Origin of the sequence: Dinoroseobacter shibae DFL 12 = DSM 16493, from assembly GCF_000018145.1 — a bacterium.
In the GTDB taxonomy this organism is placed as follows: domain Bacteria; phylum Pseudomonadota; class Alphaproteobacteria; order Rhodobacterales; family Rhodobacteraceae; genus Dinoroseobacter; species Dinoroseobacter shibae.
Genome location: NC_009952.1, coordinates 1,025,985 through 1,044,344, shown reverse-complemented (window position 1 = coordinate 1,044,344; position 18,360 = coordinate 1,025,985). Strand labels below are relative to the sequence as shown.

Sequence of the window (18,360 nt, the reverse complement as noted above, 5' to 3'; positions counted from 1 at the left end):
GAACACCCCATGCGTCGCGTCGTCATCACCGGGATGGGCATCGTCTCCCCGATCGGCAATACCGTGTCCGAGGTCGAGGCCAGCCTGCGCGCGGGCCGCTCGGGCATCACCTTCGCCGAAACCTATGCCGAGAACGGCTTCCGCAGCCAGGTCCACGGCGTGCCGGACATCGTGCTCGAAGACCATATCGACAAGCGCAACCTGCGCTTCATGGGCCCCGGCGCCGCGTTCAACTTCATCGCCATGCAACAGGCCATCGCCGATAGCGGGCTGGAGGACAGCAATGTCTCCAACGAACGCTCCGGGCTGATCATGGGCTCGGGCGGGCCGTCCACCTCGAACTTCTTCCAGGCGTTCAAGACGGTCAAGGAAAAGGGCGCGCCCAAGCGGATGGGGCCGTTCATGGTCACGCGCTGCATGTCGTCCACCAACTCCGCCTGCCTCGCGACACCGTTCAAGATTAAGGGCGTGAACTACTCGATCACCTCGGCCTGCTCCACCTCCGCCCATTGCATCGGCAACGGGGTGGAACTGATCCAGATGGGCAAGCAGGACATCGTGTTCGCCGGCGGCGGCGAGGAGATCGACTGGACCCTGTCGTGCCTCTTCGACGCCATGGGCGCGATGAGCTCGAAATACAACGACACCCCCACCACCGCCTCGCGCACCTTCGATGCGACCCGCGACGGCTTCGTGATCGCCGGCGGCGGCGGGGTGCTGGTGCTGGAGGAACTCGAACACGCCAAGGCGCGCGGCGCGAAAATCTACGCCGAGGTCACCGGCTACGGCGCGACCTCGGACGGCTACGACATGGTCGCGCCCTCGGGCGAAGGCGGCGAGCGGTCGATGCGCCAGGCCATCGCCACCCTGCCCGAAGGCCGCAGCGTCGACTACATCAACGCCCATGGCACCTCGACCCCCGTGGGCGACGTGACCGAGATCGAGGCCGTGCGCCGCGTCTTCGGCGAAGGCACCACCCCGCCCGTCGCCTCCACCAAGTCCCTGACCGGACACTCGCTGGGCGCGACCGGCGTGCACGAGGCGATCTATTCGCTGATCATGATGAACAAGGGCTTCATCGCGGCCTCGGCCAACATCACCGAGCTCGACCCGGCGATCCACCCTGAGGAAATCGTGACAGAACTGCGCGAGGGTGTCACACTCGATTCCGTGCTCTCCAACAGCTTCGGCTTCGGCGGCACCAATGCGACGCTGCTGATGTCGCGCTACCTGGACTGATTTTTCCACAGAAGGACATTTCCGATGACCGGTGTCTTGCAGGGCAAAAAAGGCCTGATCATGGGCGTCGCCAACGAACGCTCCATCGCCTGGGGCATCGCCCGGGCGGCGGCGGAGGCGGGGGCGGAACTGGCCTTCACCTACCAGGGCGAAGGCTTCGGCAAACGCGTCCGCCCGCTGGCGACAAGCGTCGGCTCGGACATCCTGGTGGATGTGGACGTGACCGACGATGCCTCCCTCGATCTGGCCTTCGAGACCCTGAAGGACCGCTGGGGCAGCCTCGATTTTCTCGTCCACGCCATCGCCTATTCCGACAAGGCCGAACTGACCGGCCGGTTCCTCAATACCTCGCGCGAGAACTTCAAGACCTCGCTCGACATCTCCTGCTACTCGCTGATCGAGGTGACCCGCCGGGCGCATGCGATGATGCCCGCGGGCGGCACGATCCTGACCATGACCTACCAGGGCTCCAACCGGGTGACGCCGTTCTACAATGTGATGGGCGTGGCCAAGGCGGCGCTGGAATCGGCGGTGCGCTATCTCGCCAACGATCTCGGCCCGGACGGGATCCGCGTCAACGCGATCTCGCCCGGCCCGATGAAGACGCTGGCGGGCGCGGCCATCGGCGGCGCGCGCAAGACCTACCGGCAGACCGAGCAGAACGCGCCCCTGCGCGCCAATGCCACGCTGGAGGCCGTGGGCGGCACCGCGGTCTGGCTGATCTCCGATGCGGGCGCCTGCACCACCGGGGAAATCGTGCGCGTCGACGGCGGCTATCACGTCCTGGGCATGCCGCAAGCCGAGAACATCTGAGCGGGGCGGCGATGCCTGAGTTCACCCGCGACGGCGTGCGCCTGCATTACCGCGACGAAGGCCCGCGCGACGGGCCAGTGGTGGTCTTCGCCAACTCGCTCGGCACCGACCTGCGCCTGTGGGAGCCGATCCTGCCCCTGCTGCCCCCGGGCTTGCGGATTGTCCGCTACGACATGCGCGGGCACGGACAATCCGACGTGCCCCCCGCCCCCTACACCATGGGTGCGCTGGTCTCGGATGCCGAGGGGCTGCTCGATCATCTGGGGATCAGGGATTGCGTCTTTGTCGGCCTCTCGATCGGCGGGATGGTCGCCCAGGGGCTGGCGGTCAAGCGGCTGGACCTGGTGCGCGCCATGGTGCTGTCGAACACCGCCGCCAGGATCGGCTCGCCCAAGCTCTGGCAGGATCGCATCGACGGGGTCCGCGCGGGCGGGGTCGCGGCGCTCACGGACGCGATTCTCGAACGCTGGTTCTCCCGCGCCTTCCTCACCGACCCGCGCCTGCCCTTTTGGCGCGACATGGTGCTGGCCACCCCGGACGAGGGGTATATCGGTTGCTCCGCGGCGATCTCGGGGACGGACTTCTACACGCCGACCAGCGGGCTGCGCCTGCCGACCCTGGGCATCGCCGGGTCCGAAGACGGCTCGACCCCGCCGGATCTCGTGCGCGAAACGGTGAACCTGATCCCCGGCTCGCGCTTCGTGCTGCTGCGCCGGGCGGGCCACCTGCCCCATGTGGAACAGCCCGAGGCCTATGCCGAGGCGCTAACCGATTTCCTGCGCGAAACCGGCCATCTGGGGGCCGCGACGCCGGGGTAAACCCCGGCCTACATCTCCGGCCCGCCCGTAGGCCGGGGTTCACCCCGGCACCCGGGCCCATCCCGCCGCCGCCCGAAACCTTACCCAAATCCAAACCCACCGCGCGGAGGTGCCCGACACTTGCCCGACACCTGTCCGACAGGGGTCCGACGCCGATCCGACGCCCGTCGGGCCCGCAAATCTGTCAGAATTAAATGACACTCTGCGCGAAACTGTAAACTCTTGCTTACAGATTGCGCCTGCGCTACCCTCGCTGCCATTGCCCCCGGAGCGCCCATGTCGACCCCGAAATCCAACCGCCTGCCCTTCGTGTTCATCCTGATCACGTTGATCATCGACGCCATGGGCATCGGGCTGATCCTGCCGGTTCTGCCCGACCTGATCGGGGAGCTGGAGGGCGGCACGCTCGGCCAGGCGGCCCTCTGGGGCGGGGTGCTGGCCACGTCTTACGCGGTGATGCAATTCCTCTGCGGTCCCACCATCGGCAGCCTTTCGGATCGTTTCGGAAGACGCCCTATCCTGTTGGTTTCCTTGGCGGTTATGGCCGCGGACTACGTGGTGATGGCGTTTGCCGGGTCGATCTGGCTGCTGCTGGCGGCGCGCATCGTGGGCGGGATCGCCGCGGCCACGCAATCGACCGCGACGGCCTTTATCGCCGACATCTCGCGCCCCGAGGACAAGTCCAAGAATTTCGGGCTGGTGGGCGCGTCCTTCGGGATCGGCTTCGTGGTCGGCCCCCTGATCGGCGGGGTTCTGGGGGAGTTCGGCACCCGCGCGCCGTTCTATGCCGCCGCGGTGCTGGCCAGCTTCAACCTGATCCTGGGCTGGTACGTGCTGCCCGAAACCGTCACCGACAAGATCCGCCGCCCCTTCGACTGGCGCCGCGCCAACCCCCTCGGCGCCTTTCGCCACATCGGCGCGCTGCCGGGGCTAAAGCGTTATCTGGCCTTGTTTTTTCTCTATGAATTCGCCTTCTTCGTCTACCCGGCGATCTGGGCCTATTTCACCCGCGCCCAGTTCGGATGGGAGCCGGGGATGGTCGGGCTGTCGCTGGGGCTGTTCGGGATCGCCATCGCCTTCGTCCAGGGCGTGCTGATCCGCGTGGTGATCCCGCGGCTGGGCGAGACCAACGCGATCCTCTACGGTTTCGTGTTCAACTTCTTCGCCTTCATCGCCCTCGGCCTCGTCACCTCGCCGACCCTCGCGCTGATCCTGACGCCGATGATCGCCCTTGGCGCGGTGGTCACCCCGGCGCTGCAGGGCTGCATGTCCAAGATCGCGGGCGCCGATCAGCAAGGCGAGTTGCAGGGGCTGGTGTCGTCCTTCCGCTCGGTCGCGGCGATCCTGTCGCCGCTGGTGATGACGCAGATCTTCTTCTTCTCGACCGACCCCGCGCGCGGCATCGACATGCCCGGCGCGCCGTTTTTCCTGTCGATGTGCATCATGGCCCTGTGCCTGGCAATCTTCCTGCCGCGCCGGGCCACGCCCGTGACGGCCTAGACCGACCCGCTATCGGCGATCACCCCGGCGGTCGGCGGGGCCGCGGGCGGCTCTGCCCGAGTCGCAGCATCGGGGCCGAGGCCCGCGCGACGCTCCAGCTCCACATTCAGGCCCGCACCCAGCAGGAGCAGGAACGCACTGATATAAAGCCACATCAGCAGGGCGATCACCGCCCCGATGGAGCCGTAGACCTCGTTATAATTGCCGAAATTCGACAGGTAGTAGCTGAACCCCAGAGACGCCGCGGCCCAGAGCACCACCACCGCGATCGAGCCGGGGGTGAGCCACTGCATCTTCACGCAGGTCCGGTTCGGCCCGTAGCGATAAACGATGCTCAGACCCGCCAGAAGCACCCCGATCGCCACCACCCAGCGGGTGCCGCGCAGGGCCAGTTCCGTCCAGGAGCCCAGCGGCAGGAAGGCCAGAACGATGGGCGTGATCACCACCGCCGTCAGCGCCACCAGGGCCACCAGCACCAGAACCGCCGTAAGCGACAGCGCCGCGAGGTAGTGCCGCCAGCTCTTGCGGTTGGGTGTGCCGTAGATCGCGTTGAGCCCGCGCATCAGCGCGCTCACCCCCGCCCGCGTGGACCAGAGCGCCGCGAGGATCGACAGGAGCGTTGCCCAGCCCAAGGTGCTGGAGGTGGTTTGGGTCAGCGCGTCGATCTGGGCGTCGATCAGGCGGTAGGCCTCTTGGGGCATCAACTCGCCCACCAGCGCCATCTGCTGATCGACCACCATCGGATCGGCCACCAGCCCCCAGATCGCGATCACCGCGGCCAGGGCGGGAAAGATCGCGAGCAATCCGTAGAATGCCACGCCCGCCGAGATCAGACCGATATTCCAGCCATCCATCTTGCCGCCCACCGATTGCAGCGCTTTCATCCACTGGCGGCGGTCATGTCGGAACATCTCGGGCACGGGGTTCTCCGGGTCTGTGTCGGCTTTGGGCATTGGGGATCACGTCCGGGGTCAGGTCAAGGGGTTGCAACTCTTGCACAAACGGTAAACCGTCGCGGCAGGGAATTGGTTCCGTCAGGGGAGGACCGCATGGATTTCGAGCTGCCGGTCGAGGTGGAGGCGCTGCGCGCGCGCGTGGCGGATTTCGTGGCGGGCGAGATCCTGCCGCTGGAGGCGGATCGCGCCAATTTCGACGCCCATGACAACATCGCCTTGCCGGTGCTGGAGACCGTGCGCGCCAAGGCGAAGGCCGCAGGGCTCTGGGCGCCGCAATCGCCCCGCGCGCGGGGCGGCATGGGGCTGAGCACGGTCGCCCGCGCGGTGTTCTACGAGGAGGCGAACCGCTCGATCTTTGGCCCGGTATGCTTCAACTGCGCGGCCCCGGATGATGGCAACATGGCGGTGCTGGCCCAGCTTGGCACGCCCGCGCAGCAGGACCGCTGGCTGCAACCGATCATCGACGGGCGCGTGCGCTCGGCCTTTGCGATGACCGAGCCCCATCCGGGCGGCGGGTCCGATCCGGGCATGATGCGGACCCGCGCCGAAAAACGCGGCGACGGGTACGTGGTCCACGGGCACAAGTGGTACATCACCGGGGCGGCGGAGGCGCAGCATTTCATCCTGCTGGCGCGGACATCGGACGACCCCAAACGCGGCCACACGGCGTTTCTGTTCGACGCGGACCAGCCCGGCTGGCGGATCGACCGGCGGATCCCGATCATGGGCCCCGAGGAGCATGGCGGCCATTGCGAGCTGATCTTCGACGGGCTGGAGATATCGGCCGAGAACGTTCTGATGGAAGAGGGGCGCGGGATGAAGGTCACGCAGACCCGGCTCGGCCCCGCGCGGCTGACCCATTGCATGCGCTGGCTGGGGCTGGCCAAGCGCTGCGTCGAGATCGCGACCGAGTATGCGGCGACGCGCGAGGGGTTCGGGGTGCGGCTGGCCGATCGCGAGAGTATCCAGCTGATGCTGGGCGGGCTGGCCATGGATATCGAGGTCGGACGGCTTCTGACCATGAAGGCCGCGTGGGAGATCGACCAGGGCGGCTTCGCGCGCAAGGAGGTGTCCATGGCCAAGATCCACGTGGCCAACCTGCTGCACCGCGCGGCGGACGTGGCGATCCAGATCAACGGGGCGCGGGGCTATTCCAGGGACACGGTGTTGGAGTGGATTTACCGCTATGCAAGGCAGGCGCGGCTGGTGGACGGGGCGGACGAGGTGCACCGGATGGTGCTGAACCGGGTGCTGGTGGACGAGGGGCGCGATTTCTGGCGCTGGCCCGTGGCGGACCGCGTGGCGGAATGAGCCCGGAGATCGACCGCGAGGCCCTGCGGCGCTGGTGCGACGCACGGTTCGGGGTGGCGGATGCCGCGCCGGAGGTTGCCCGGATCGGCGGCGGGCAGTCGAACCCGACCTTCTACGTCACCCATGGCGACCGGCGGCTGGTGCTGCGCAAGCAACCGCCCGGGCCGCTGTTGAAAGGCGCCCATGCGGTGGACCGGGAATTCCGGGTGTTGCGCGCGCTTTGGGACACGCCGGTGCCGGTGCCCGAGGCGCTGGCCTTCGAGCCGGATGCGGCGGTTCTGGGCACGCCGTTCTACGTGATGGCGCGGCTGGAGGGGCGGGTCTGCCCGAGCTACGCCCTGCCGGAGTTGGCGCGCGCGGATCGCGGGGCGGCGCTGCTGTCCATGGCGGAGACGCTGGCGCGGCTGCATGCGGTGAACCCGGAGGCGGTGGGCCTGGGGGATTACGGGCGGCCCGGGGATTACTTCGCCCGGCAGATGGCGCGCTGGTCGGCGCAATACGACGCCTCGCCCGCGCAGGTGCCCGACCTCGACGCCCTGCGCGACTGGCTCGCCGCGCATATGCCCGAGGATGACGGGGCGGTGGCGATTGCCCATGGGGATTTCCGGATGGGCAACATGATGCTGCATCCGACCGAACCGCGGGTGATCGCCGTGCTGGACTGGGAGCTGTCGACCCTGGGCCATCCGCTCGCCGATCTGGGGTTTGCCTGCATGGCCTGGCATTCGGCGCCGGAGGAATATGGCGGGCTTCTGGGGCTGGACCTTGCGGCCGAGGGGCTGCCGGAGATGGACGCGTTCGTCGCCGCCTACCGCGCCGCGGCGCAGGGGGACGCGGTTTTGCGCCCGTTCCACGTGGCCTTTGCGATGTTCCGCTTTGCGGTGATCTTCGTGGGCATCGCCGACCGGGCCGCGGCGGGGAGTGCGGCGGGGGCCGATGCCGCGCGGCTCGCTCCGCTGGCGGAGGCTTTCGCGCGCCGGGGGCTTGCGGTATCGAGGCTGGACTTCTGACCGAGGAGCCGCCCATGCGCAATCTTTCCCGCCTGCACCCGGACACCCTGGCCGCCCATGGCGGCGGGGCCGTGGACACCGCTTCGGGCGGCGTCGTGCCGCCGATCCAGCCGGCCACGACCTTTCGGCGCGGGCCGGATTACGCGCCCCTGAACCCCGACAACATCTACAGCCGCGATGACAGCGAGGCGCTGCGCGCGGTCGAGACCCTGCTTGCGGCGTTGGAGGGGGGCGCGGGGGCGCTGGCCTTCCCGTCGGGCATGGCGGCGACGGCGGCGGTGTTCCGCACCCTGCCCGCCGGGGCGCGCGTGGTGCTGCAATCGGGCATCTACTGGGGCACGACGAAATGGGTGCGCGATTTCTGCGCCCGGCGCGGTGTGACCCTGGTGGAGGTGGACGCGGCCGACGCCCACGCGCTGGGGTCGGCCTGCGCCGCGCCGACGGCGCTGGTCTTTGTCGAGACGCCGTCGAACCCCTGGCTGAAAACGGTCGATATCCGCGCCGCCGCCGCGGCGGCCCATGGGGCGGGCGCGCTGCTGGTGGTGGACAGCACCGCGGCGACACCGGTGCTGACGCGGCCCCTGGGCCTGGGCGCGGACCTGGTGATGCATTCGGCCACCAAGGGGCTGAACGGGCATTCGGATGTGCTGGCCGGTGCGCTGGTCACCGCGGATGCCGGCCACGAGACCTGGGCGCGGATCGCCACGGACCGGCATGACGCGGGCGCGGTGCTGGGCCCGTTCGAGGCATGGCTGTTGCTGCGGGGGATGCGGACTCTGCCTCTGCGGGTGGCGCGGATGAGCGCCACCGCGCTGGAGCTGGCGCAGCGGCTCAGCACCGATACGCGGGTGGCGGATGTGTTCTACCCGGGCCTGCCGGGCCATGCGGGCCACGATATCGCGGTGGCGCAGATGACGGGCGGGTTCGGCGGGCTGATGTCCTTTCTCGTCCATGGCGACCGGCAGACCGCGCTGGAGGTGGTCGGGCGGCTGGAGCTGTTCCAGCGGGCCACATCGCTGGGCGGGGTCGAGAGCCTGGTGGAGCACCGCGCCACCATCGAGCCCGACAGCGGCATTCCCGAAACCCTGGTCCGGCTGTCGGTGGGGATCGAGGATGCGGGCGACCTTTGGGCCGATCTCGACCGGGCGCTTGGCTGACGCTGCGACGACTCCGCGCAGTTAGGGCTAGCGCCTTGGCGGCAAAGATGCTTTTCTCGGGGCGGGAGGAGGAACGGCGTGGCACCCCGCGGGGCGCTGCGCCGCGCCTCCCTTCGGGAGGAGACATCCAGGATGCCGCACCAGGTGGTGATCACGGAAACCATCGACACGCGCGCCCTGTCGCGGTTCGGGCCGGAGGTCGACGTGATCTATGCGCCGGAACTGGTGGAGGATCGCGCGGCCTGCCTCGTCGCCGTGGCGCGAGCGGACGGGGTGATCGTGCGTAACCGCACGCAGGTGGACCGGCCCTTCCTAGACGCGGCATCGCGGCTGCGGGTGATCGGGCTGCTGGGGACGGGGCTGGACAATATCGACATGGCGGCCTGCGCCGCGCGGGGCATATCGGTGCATCCGGCCACGGGGGCCAATACCCGGTCGGTGGCGGAATACGTGATCACCGCCGCACTGATGCTGACCCGCCGCGCGTTCATGTCCACGCCCGAGATGCAAGAGGGCGCCTGGCCCCGCGGCCCGCTCGGCGAGGGCGGCGAGATCGCCGGGCGCAAGCTGGGCCTTTATGGCTGCGGCGCCGTGGCCCAGGCGGTGGCGCGCCTGGCCAAGCCGCTCAGCATGACCATTCTCGGCCATGATCCGCATCTGGGTCCCGGGCATCCGCTCTGGACCGAGGTGACGCGGGTCTCGGATGCGGAGCTTCTGGCGCGGGCGGATGTGCTGAGCCTGCACCTGCCTCTGACGCCGGAGACCCGCGGCAGGATCGACGCCACTGCCCTGACGGCGATGAAACCCGGGGCGATCCTGATCAACACCGCGCATGGCGAGATCGTCGATGCCCGGGCCGTGTGCGACGCCTTGCGCCGGGGGCATCTGGGCGGCGCGGCCCTGGATGTTTTCGAGCCGGAGCCCCTGGGCACGCAGGACGCCGCGCGGTTCCGAGGCGTGCCCAACCTGATCCTGACACCCCATGTGGCGGGTGTGACCGTGGAAGCCGACAGGCGGGTCAGCGCGCTGACCGTCGACAATGTGCGGGCGGCCCTGCTGGCCCCCGAGAAGGCCGTCTCCTGACCCGGAGCCCCCCTGCCCAGCCCCACCGCATCCCGGTCGACCGCGACCGGGGGGCGGACTACCTTACCTCCAGCCCAGCGGGAGCGAATTGATGGAAGATCCAACGCGGCCCTGGATGGCCTTCTATGGCCCGGACGTCCGGCCCGATATAGACACGCCCGCCTATCGCACCCTGGGTGACATGATCGGGGCGGTGGCCGCGACCTATGGCACCGCGCCGGCCTTCACCACTTGCCTGCCCAACGGGATGAACGGCACCCTGAGCTTTGCCCAGGTGGACGAGATGTCGGATGCTTTCGCGGTGTACCTGCGCGAGGTCGCGGGCCTGAACCCCGGCGACCGGGTGGCGTTGCAGATGCCCAACTGCCTGAGCTTTCCCGTCGCGGCCTTCGGGGTGTTCAAGGCGGGCTGCGTGCTGGTCAATGTCAACCCGCTCTATACCGCCGAGGAGATGGGCAAGCAGTTCCTCGATGCCGAACCCCATGCGCTGGTCATCGTGGACATGTTCGCCGACAAGATCCCCGAGGCGACGCGCGGCCACCCGATCCCGAACATCGTGGTCACACGGATCGCGGAATTTCTGCCCGCCCTGCCCCGGGGCATCGTCGGGCTGGTCCAGAAATACTGGGACCGCTCGGTCGCGGAGATCGAGGTGCCCCATATCCGGCTGCCCGACGCGCTGGAGGCTGGGCGCCGTCACCAGGCGGACGAGCGGATCGAGGTGGAGGGCTATCACCAGGCCGTCGCCCCGGACGATGTCGCGGTTCTGCAGTATACGGGCGGGACCACGGGCGTGGCCAAGGGCGCGATGCTGACCCATGCCAACCTGATCGTGAACATGGAACAGACCATGGAGCTGATCGAGGGGCTGGAGCGGGGCCGCGAGGTCGTTCTGACGGCGCTGCCGCTTTATCATATCTTCGCGTTTTCCCTCAACATGCTGGGGTTCTACTGGATGGGGGCGCGCAATATCCTGATCCCGTCGCCACGGCCGCTGGCGAACCTCAAGCGCGCCTTCGAGAACTACAGGATCACCTGGATGAGCGGGGTGAATACGTTGTTCAACGGGCTGACCAACGAGATCTGGTTCACCGACACCCCGCCGAGGCACCTGAAATTCGCGGCCGCGGGCGGCATGGCGCTGCAATCCTCGGTCGCGGAGCGCTGGCGCGAGATCACCGGGACGGATGTGCTGCAGGGTTACGGGTTGACCGAAACCTCGCCGATCCTGAGCCTGGAGCCTTTGGGCAAGACCCGGAGCGGATCCATCGGCATTCCCCTGCCCGCGACCCGGCTGGCATGTCTGGATGACGACGGCAAGCAGGTCGCCATCGGCGATCGCGGGGAGATCGCGGCCAAGGGGCCGCAGGTGATGAAGGGCTACTGGAACAAGCCCGAGGAGACCGCAAATGTCCTGCAGAACGGCTGGTTCCTCACGGGCGATATCGGGGTGATGGATGCGGATGGCTATTTCCACATCGTCGATCGCAAGAAGGACATGGTCGTGGTCTCGGGCTTCAACGTCTATCCCAACGAGGTGGAGGATTGCCTTGCCTCCCATCCCGGCATCATCGAGGCGGCGGTGATCGGGGTGCCGGACGGGGCCACTGGCGAAGCGGTCAAGGCGTTCGTGGTCAAGGGTGATAGCGGGCTGAGCGAGGCGGATATCCGCGCCCATTGCAAGGAGCACCTGACAGCCTACAAGGTGCCGAAACGGGTCGAATTCCGCGACGAGCTGCCGAAGTCCAACGTGGGCAAGATCCTGCGAAAGGATCTGCGCGCCGAGGAACTTGCCCGCACGGGAGGGGCCTGAGCCATGGTCGGAGCCCTCGAACAGACGATCCTGGCGCTGATGATCTTCGTGATCATGCTGGGGATGGGTGCGTCCCTGACCCCGCGCGACTTCTACCTCGCCCTGCGGCGGCCCTACGGGCTCGCCATCGGGGTGATCTCGCAATACGGGTTCATGCCGTTCATCGGCTTTTTGCTGGCCACGTTCCTGACGGTGCCAGAGGCGATTGCCGTGGGTATCCTGATCATGGCCTGCATGCCGGGCGGGACCACGTCGAACATCTTCACGTATTTTTCCAAGGGGAACCTGGCCCTGTCGGTGCTGATGACGGTGACCTCCACGGTGATGGGGGTGATCATGATCCCCATCGTGCTGGTGCTTTATGCCTCGGCGCTGAACCTCGACATCCCGCGGGAGAACATCATCGCCACGCTCGTGCTGCTGCTGGTGCCGGTGGCGATCGGGATGGTGCTGCGCAAGCTGAACGCCAATGTGGGGGCAGTGACCGAGTTCATGGGCTCGGCGCTGGCGCTGTTCTTCATCGTGTTCCTGGTGGTCAGCTGGATCCCGCGCAACTGGCAGTTCCTGATGGAGACGACCTCCGCCACCTACATCGCGGCGATCGGGCTGGGGGTGTTCGGGATCGCCATCGGCTACGGCTTTGCGCGCGCGCTCCGGCTGCATCCGCGCAATGCGCGCACCGTGGGGCTGGAGACGGGCATCCAGAACGGGCCGCTGGCCATCGCGATCATCGTGTTCACCTTCGACGGGGCGGAGGCGCAGTCGATCATGGCGGTGCCGGTGCTCTATTCGCTGTTCATCGTGATCGTGGCGACGCTGGTGACGCTGGTGTTCCGGCGCGCCAACACCGCCGCCGAGCAGAAGCTGCCCGACAGCCTGCTGTGACTTGCACCCTGCCCCGCGCCGGTGTCTGCTGAGGGCAGGCAAGGAGGCGCGGATGGCGGATTTGGAGACACGGATTGCCCAGGGGCGCGGGGATGCGCCCGCGGACCTGGTGCTGCGCGGGGCGCGGGTGCTGGACCTGGTCACGGGCGAGATGATCGACGGGGACGTAGCGATCTGCGACGGGATCATCGTCGGGACCGGGGAGGATTACGACGGGGCGGAGGTGGTGGACCTGTCGGGAACGATCCTCGTGCCCGGGTTCATCGACACCCATCTGCATATCGAGAGCTCTCTGGTCACGCCCTTCGAGTTCGACCGCTGCGTGGCCCCGCGCGGGGTGACCACGGCGATCTGCGACCCGCACGAGATCGCCAATGTGATCGGCCCCGACGGCATCCGGTATTTCCAGGAGGCGAGCACGCGCACGGTGATGGACATCAAGGTGCAGCTAAGCTCTTGCGTGCCCTCTACCGACATGGAGACCGCCGGCGCGCGGATCGAGGCCGAGGACCTGATCCCCCTGCGCGGCCACCCGTCGGGCATCGGGCTGGCGGAGTTCATGAACTATCCCGGCGTGATCCACCGCGACCCCGGCGCGATGGCGAAGCTGCGCGCCTTTGCAGGCGGGCATATCGACGGGCATTGTCCGCTGCTGTCGGGCCGGGACCTGAACGCCTATGTCGCCGCGGGCATCCGCACCGAGCATGAGGCGACGAGCGCCGCCGAGGCGCGCGAGAAGCTGCAAAAGGGGATGCGCGTGCTGATCCGCGAAGGCTCCGTCAGCAAGGATCTGGAGGCGCTCGCGCCGCTGCTGACCGAGCGGACGGCACCCTATATGTGCTTGTGCACGGACGACCGGAACCCGCTGGATATCGCGGAGCACGGGCATCTGGATTACATGATCCGCACCCTGATCGCCCGGGGGGCACCGCCGCTTGCGGTGTACCGGGCGGCGTCGCTCTCGGCGGCCGAAGCCTTCGAGCTGAAGGATCGCGGGCTGATCGCGCCGGGGCTACGCGCGGATATCGTGGCGCTGCGGTCGCTGGAGGAGTGCCGCGCCGAGGCGGTGTTCTGCGGCGGGGTCCGGGTGAACGAGGCGGCTTTCGCGGCGCGCGACACGATCCCGCCCGTGGGCCGGAATTCGGTTCAGGCGCCGCGCGTCGAGCCGGAGGCATTCCGCTGCGCCGGGAACCGCGAAGACACGGACGTGATCGGCATCCTCGAAGGCAAGATCCTGACCGAGCATCTGCACGCGGATATCCCCATCGTCGACGGCGACAAGCGCCCGGATGTCGCCCGCGACCTGGTGCGGATCGCGGTGATCGAGCGGCACGGGATCAACGGCAACATCGCCACGGGGTTCGTGCAGGGCTTCGGGCTGGAACGCGGCGCGATTGCCTCGACGGTCTGTCACGACCACCACAATATCGCCTGTGTCGGCGTGGATTACGACGACCTGGCCCTGGCCGCGAACCGATTGTCAGAGATCGAGGGCGGCTTCGTGGTCGCCGAAGGCGGCGCGGTGCGCGCGGAGCTGGCCCTGCCCGTGGCCGGGCTGATGAGCCTGGAGCCGTTCGAGGACGTGCGCGACCGGCTGGAGGCGCTGCGGGCGGCGGCCCGGGCGCTTGGCGTCACGCTGGAGGAGCCGTTCCTGCAGCTGGCCTTCCTCGCCCTGCCGGTCATTCCCGCGCTCAAGATCACCGACCGCGGGCTGGTCGATGTGAACAGGTTCGAGATCATCGGGTGACGGGGGCCGCGCGCGGCGGCCCCCGATCGGTCAGGCGGCCTGGGCAGCCTCGGTGCCCGGCGCGAAGGCCTCCCATGTCAGGTCGCCGGTATAGCGCTCCGAGATGGTGCCATCCGCTTCGAGCCGCAGAAGCTTCAGCCAGCCGTTGTCGAACAGCGCCCGCACCCCGTCATGGCGCGCGAGGATGTCGGTGATCGCCTCCTGCGGGGCATTGACCACGATGGTCAGGCGCAGCGGGTCATGCACGAAGCTGCCGCCGTCATGGACCGACTGGATCGGCAGGCCGATCCGCAGCGCCCCGGTGCCGCCGTCGAGTACGCCCATCCCGCCGGTCACGTTATGGACCTGCTTGGAGCCGCCGCCGAACACCTCGGGCGCCACCACGGAGCCGTAATACTGGAGGCTGATCCAGCTCGCGACCACCACAGGCGCGGTCAGGATCAGCTCCAGCACCCCGAAGCCCTCGTCCTGCGCCCAGTCGTAGCTGTGCAGGAAGACCCGCCCGTCAAGCTGCGCGGGCGCGGTCTGGGTGCGCGGGGCGACGACGAAGGCCTTGCAGCCCGCCAGCCCCCATTCGGGCCGGGTTTCGGCCCAGCTCTGGGCGCGGGCGGCGATGCCGTCGCGTTCGGTCGCGCCCGGCAGGCTCGGCTGCCGCTCGGACCGGGCGAGCCGCCCGGCCTCGGCGCACCACTGCCGGGCCTGCGCCAGCGACGCGGTGGCCGCGGCCCGGTGGGCCTCGGACAGGTCATCGGCATAGAGCGTGATCGCGTCCTGCGCGGTGTCGTGCAGGGCCGCGACGAAGATCGTGTCCTCGGGCACCGCGATGCCCCTGGCGGCCAGACCGGCCCGCACATGGGGCTGGTTCAGCAGGTCGGCCAGAAGCCGGGCGTTGACGTCGCCGCCATAGCCGCCACAGGCCCCGCATTGCAGCGCGCTGGCATGGGCGTTGTTGTTCACATGGCTGCCATGGCCCGCGATCACCACCAGCGGCGCGAAGTTGGATTTCAGCGACATGGCGTTCAGGATCGTGGCCGCCGCGTCGATCTGCGCCTCCTCCGGCAGGGGCGGGTCGAAGACCGGCTTGCCCGGGATCGCGTCGGCCTTGCCCAGGCCCAGCGTGTCGCGCACCAGCTTGCCCGCATAGAACGGGCCCGCCGCCTCGACGAAGGCGAAGGAGGACACCGCCGCCTGCCGGAACCGGCCCCAGGCGCGGGTGACGCGGGTGGTGATCCGGGCGGCGTCGTGGTCGCCGCTCGCCTTGCTCGTCACCCCGGCGGTCAGAAGGACCGGCAGCCGCGCCTCGGAATTGCAGGACCCGGTGGGGGTGTGGGCGGCAGTGAGGCCAAAGAAGCCCGCAAAGCCGAGGGTTTCGATGCCCGGATCGCAGGTCTCCAGCGCCCGGCGGATCACCTCGGAGCGCACGTCGATGCAGAAGGCCGCCTGCAGCGCGGGCCGGGCCTCGGCCTTGGCCACGGGGGCGAAGGCCTGGGCGAGATCGGCCTGGGTGCTCCGCTCCGCCGCGTCCTGCAGGACGGCGTCGATCAGGTCATCCTCGCTGGGCGTGACCGGGGCGGCGAAGGCGGCGCGCGCGGTGTCCCACTGTGCGGCCAGGGCGGGCCTTGTGGCCAGCGTGCCGGCATCCCAGACCGCGCGGATTACGATCAGCTCGGCCAGCGTGGTGTCGGTCTGGCCCGCCAGCTCCGCCTGCCAGAGCCGGTAGCGCGCGGCCTGCGCCCAGCCGCCCAGCGACATGGCAAGCCGGTGGAAGTAGAGCGGCAGCGCCGCCTCGGTCAGCCCCAGCGTGTTGACCGCGGCCAAAAGCGCCTCGGTCGGGTCGGACGGCAGGGCCTTGAGCCAGGCCCGGAAGCCCGGAAGCCCGGCGAGATCGGGGGTCATGTCGGTGGTGGCGAAGGCCAGCCAGTCGGCATAGGTGCCGGAGGGCGCACCAGCGGCCCAGAGCGCCTGGCCCTGATCGAAATGCCCGGCCACCCAGGCCGCGATCCGTGCCTCTGCCTGGGCGGGCCAGCCGGGGGCCTCGGAGGCACCGGCGAGATCGGCGACCGTGGGCAGGGCCTGCGGCGCCGGGCGCTGGCGGCTGGCCGCCGAGATCACCTTGTCCACGGGCCAGTCGAGCCCCGCGGCGGCGAGCGCTTCGGCCACGGCCGGTTTGGTGATCCGGCCCGCCGCGATCTCGGCGGCGAACCAGCTCCGCGGGGCGGTGGTGGCGCAGCCGGCGGTCTTGCCCAGGACTGCTGCGGTGTCCGGCAGGGAGTGGCCCGCCTGCCCGAGGAACGGGTTGACCGCCACGGTGGCCGAAAGCGGGAAGGCCGGGGGGATTGCCTGGACCGCACCCGCCTGGGCGGCGGTCAGGGTGTCGACGGAAATCAGGGTTGCTGTATGGGTCATGGTCTCAACCTTTGGCAGAATTTCAGGGATCAGGCGGGCTTGGGCGCGAGCGCCCGATCCAGCAATGCGTTGACGTAGAGGCCCTGGTTCAGGTGCACGCGGAGGGCGCGCGCCTTGGGGTGATGGGACCAGTTCGGCAGCAGGGTCTGCGCTGCGGCCACGAGGCTGAAGCTCGTCACCGCCAGCACGATCACCGCCCAGTCCAATGCGCCGGGCACCGGCGGCAGGGGCAGGTGCCCGACGGCCAGCGTTTCCGCCCCCGCCTGGAAGGCGAGATAGGCGACCGTGGCCAGGGCCGAAGCCGCGGCGAGCCGCCCGGTCAGCGCCCAGGGTGCGGCCCCGGCCAGGCCCTGCGCGATCAGGTAGGCGATCCCCAGGATCAGCATCGCCCCGAGGGCCAGCGCCTGGGGCGCCTTGTCGGCCGCGCCGAGGGCGAAGACACCGAACACGTAGATGCCCAGCGCCAGGCTGAAGGCCAGGGCGACGGCCTTGACCTCGGGCACGGCCACGGGACCGGCGGAGCGCGCGGTGGTTACGGTGTCGACCGCCGTGCCCGCACTCAGCAGCGCGTGGGCCTTGTAGAGCGCGTGGGCCAGGATGTGCAACAGCGCCAGCGGGAAGAGCGCAAGGCCGATCTGCAGCATCAAAAAGCCCATCTGCGAGACCGTCGACCAGGCCAGCCCGGTCTTGATCGCCGGTTGCGTCAGCATCACCAGCGCCCCGATCAGGGCAGAGGCCCCGCCGATCATCGCCAGGAGCGCCAATGCGCCGGGCACCAGCAGCAGCACATCGGCGAAGATCAGGCAGAGCACGCCACCTGCGTTCACGATGCCCGCATGCAGCAGGGCGGAGAAGGGTGTGGGCGCCTCCATCGCTTCGGTCAGCCAGCCGCTGAGCGGGAAGAGCGCGCTGGCGACCACGGCGGCGAGGATCAGTGCGACCGCGCTCCAACCCAGGCCCGCTGGGGCGATGCCCGTCTCGGCCGCGGCCTGGATCGCGACGATGGACGTGGTGCCGTAGCCGGTGCCCAGCCCGAAGCTGGCCAAGCCGAGTAGCACGGTCACGAGGCCCGCGCTGAGCAGGTATTTCCGCGCCGCGGCCCGCGCCATCGGCCGACCGGGATAGGTCAGGAAGAGCTTGTAGACACAGAGCGACAGCGCCACCCAGGCGCCCCAGAGCATCCAGAGCGTCGGGGCGAGCACGAGGGTCAGGACGGCCGCCAGGGCCAGCCCGATCCAGCCGAGAAAGGCGGGCCCTTCGGCCTCGTCCCGCAGGGCGGTGACCGAAAACCGCAGCACGACCCAGCCGATCCCGGCCACCAGCGGCAGCATCACCGCGCTGACGAGATCGAGCCGCGCGCCCCCCGCCGGCGCGCCTGCGACGGCAAAGCCGAGCGCGGCCAGCGCGGCCAATGCAAAGGCGGCGAGCCCGGCCACGGGGGCCGCGCGCAGGGCCTGTTCGGGGCGCAGGAAGGCCACGGCACCGGCGGCGGCCAGCAATATCGGGATGAGGAAGGGGATCAGGGACAGGACCATTGGATTAAACCTCGCTGAAGAACTTTGGGTTGAAATAGGCGGGGGAGATGCGGAAATAAAATTCATTGTTCGTATGATTTCGTTCTA

General features: G+C 69.0%; 14 protein-coding genes. 11 read left to right on the top strand and 3 right to left on the bottom strand.

Going from position 1 to position 18,360, the window contains the following annotated elements; translation table 11 throughout:
* The first annotated feature begins 9 nt into the window (after positions 1 to 9).
* The 4 genes from fabB (at position 10) to DSHI_RS05155 (ending at position 4,370) form a co-directional block, all read left to right on the top strand.
* A complete protein-coding gene (gene fabB, locus DSHI_RS05170) occupies positions 10 to 1,239 on the top strand; it encodes a beta-ketoacyl-ACP synthase I (protein ID WP_012177682.1) in 1,230 nt (409 codons plus the stop codon).
* A gap of 24 nt (positions 1,240 to 1,263) precedes the next feature.
* Positions 1,264 to 2,052 carry an enoyl-ACP reductase FabI gene (locus tag DSHI_RS05165; protein ID WP_012177681.1) on the top strand — a complete coding sequence of 263 codons (789 nt, stop codon included), beginning with the start codon at positions 1,264 to 1,266 and terminating at the stop codon, positions 2,050 to 2,052.
* A gap of 11 nt (positions 2,053 to 2,063) precedes the next feature.
* Entirely contained in the window at positions 2,064 to 2,870 is an 807-nt protein-coding gene (gene pcaD / locus DSHI_RS05160) for a 3-oxoadipate enol-lactonase (RefSeq protein WP_012177680.1), read from the top strand.
* A gap of 276 nt (positions 2,871 to 3,146) precedes the next feature.
* Complete coding sequence (locus DSHI_RS05155; protein ID WP_012177679.1) at positions 3,147 to 4,370, top strand: TCR/Tet family MFS transporter; 1,224 nt, start codon at positions 3,147 to 3,149, stop codon at positions 4,368 to 4,370.
* Here the strand turns inward: DSHI_RS05155 and DSHI_RS05150 are convergent.
* Positions 4,367 to 5,323 (bottom strand): YihY/virulence factor BrkB family protein, encoded by a 957-nt coding sequence (locus tag DSHI_RS05150; RefSeq protein WP_012177678.1) that lies wholly within the window; start codon positions 5,321 to 5,323, stop codon positions 4,367 to 4,369. The two genes, DSHI_RS05155 and DSHI_RS05150, sit on opposite strands and share 4 nt — an antisense overlap.
* A gap of 96 nt (positions 5,324 to 5,419) precedes the next feature.
* Between DSHI_RS05150 and DSHI_RS05145 the strand changes: the two genes are divergently transcribed.
* The 7 genes from DSHI_RS05145 (at position 5,420) to ade (ending at position 14,332) form a co-directional block, all read left to right on the top strand.
* Positions 5,420 to 6,637, top strand: coding sequence for an acyl-CoA dehydrogenase family protein (locus DSHI_RS05145; protein WP_012177677.1), 1,218 nt, complete (start codon positions 5,420 to 5,422; stop codon positions 6,635 to 6,637).
* Positions 6,634 to 7,647: a phosphotransferase family protein gene (locus DSHI_RS05140; protein ID WP_012177676.1), complete on the top strand. Its 1,014-nt coding sequence runs from the start codon at positions 6,634 to 6,636 to the stop codon at positions 7,645 to 7,647. The genes DSHI_RS05145 and DSHI_RS05140 overlap by 4 nt, the downstream gene beginning before the upstream one ends.
* Before the next feature lie 14 nt (positions 7,648 to 7,661).
* Positions 7,662 to 8,804: a trans-sulfuration enzyme family protein gene (locus tag DSHI_RS05135; protein ID WP_012177675.1), complete on the top strand. Its 1,143-nt coding sequence runs from the start codon at positions 7,662 to 7,664 to the stop codon at positions 8,802 to 8,804.
* Positions 8,805 to 8,936: 132 nt separating this feature from the next.
* Positions 8,937 to 9,887, top strand: a complete 951-nt coding sequence (locus DSHI_RS05130; RefSeq protein WP_012177674.1) for a hydroxyacid dehydrogenase — start codon at positions 8,937 to 8,939, stop codon at positions 9,885 to 9,887.
* A gap of 91 nt (positions 9,888 to 9,978) precedes the next feature.
* Positions 9,979 to 11,700 carry a long-chain-fatty-acid--CoA ligase gene (locus tag DSHI_RS05125; RefSeq protein ID WP_012177673.1) on the top strand — a complete coding sequence of 574 codons (1,722 nt, stop codon included), beginning with the start codon at positions 9,979 to 9,981 and terminating at the stop codon, positions 11,698 to 11,700.
* A 3-nt stretch (positions 11,701 to 11,703) separates the two neighbouring features.
* The gene (locus DSHI_RS05120) at positions 11,704 to 12,585 is read left to right on the top strand and encodes a bile acid:sodium symporter family protein (protein ID WP_012177672.1); all 882 of its coding nucleotides are present in this window, start codon (positions 11,704 to 11,706) and stop codon (positions 12,583 to 12,585) included.
* 52 nt (positions 12,586 to 12,637) lie between these two features.
* A complete protein-coding gene (ade, locus tag DSHI_RS05115) occupies positions 12,638 to 14,332 on the top strand; it encodes an adenine deaminase (protein ID WP_012177671.1) in 1,695 nt (564 codons plus the stop codon).
* A gap of 30 nt (positions 14,333 to 14,362) precedes the next feature.
* Here the strand turns inward: ade and DSHI_RS05110 are convergent, their stop codons facing one another.
* Both DSHI_RS05110 and DSHI_RS05105 read right to left on the bottom strand, forming a co-directional pair.
* A complete protein-coding gene (locus DSHI_RS05110; RefSeq protein ID WP_012177670.1) occupies positions 14,363 to 16,738 on the bottom strand; it encodes a YbcC family protein in 2,376 nt (791 codons plus the stop codon).
* A gap of 29 nt (positions 16,739 to 16,767) precedes the next feature.
* Positions 16,768 to 18,273: a proton-conducting transporter transmembrane domain-containing protein gene (locus DSHI_RS05105; RefSeq protein ID WP_012177669.1), complete on the bottom strand. Its 1,506-nt coding sequence runs from the start codon at positions 18,271 to 18,273 to the stop codon at positions 16,768 to 16,770.
* Positions 18,274 to 18,360 lie beyond the last annotated feature (87 nt).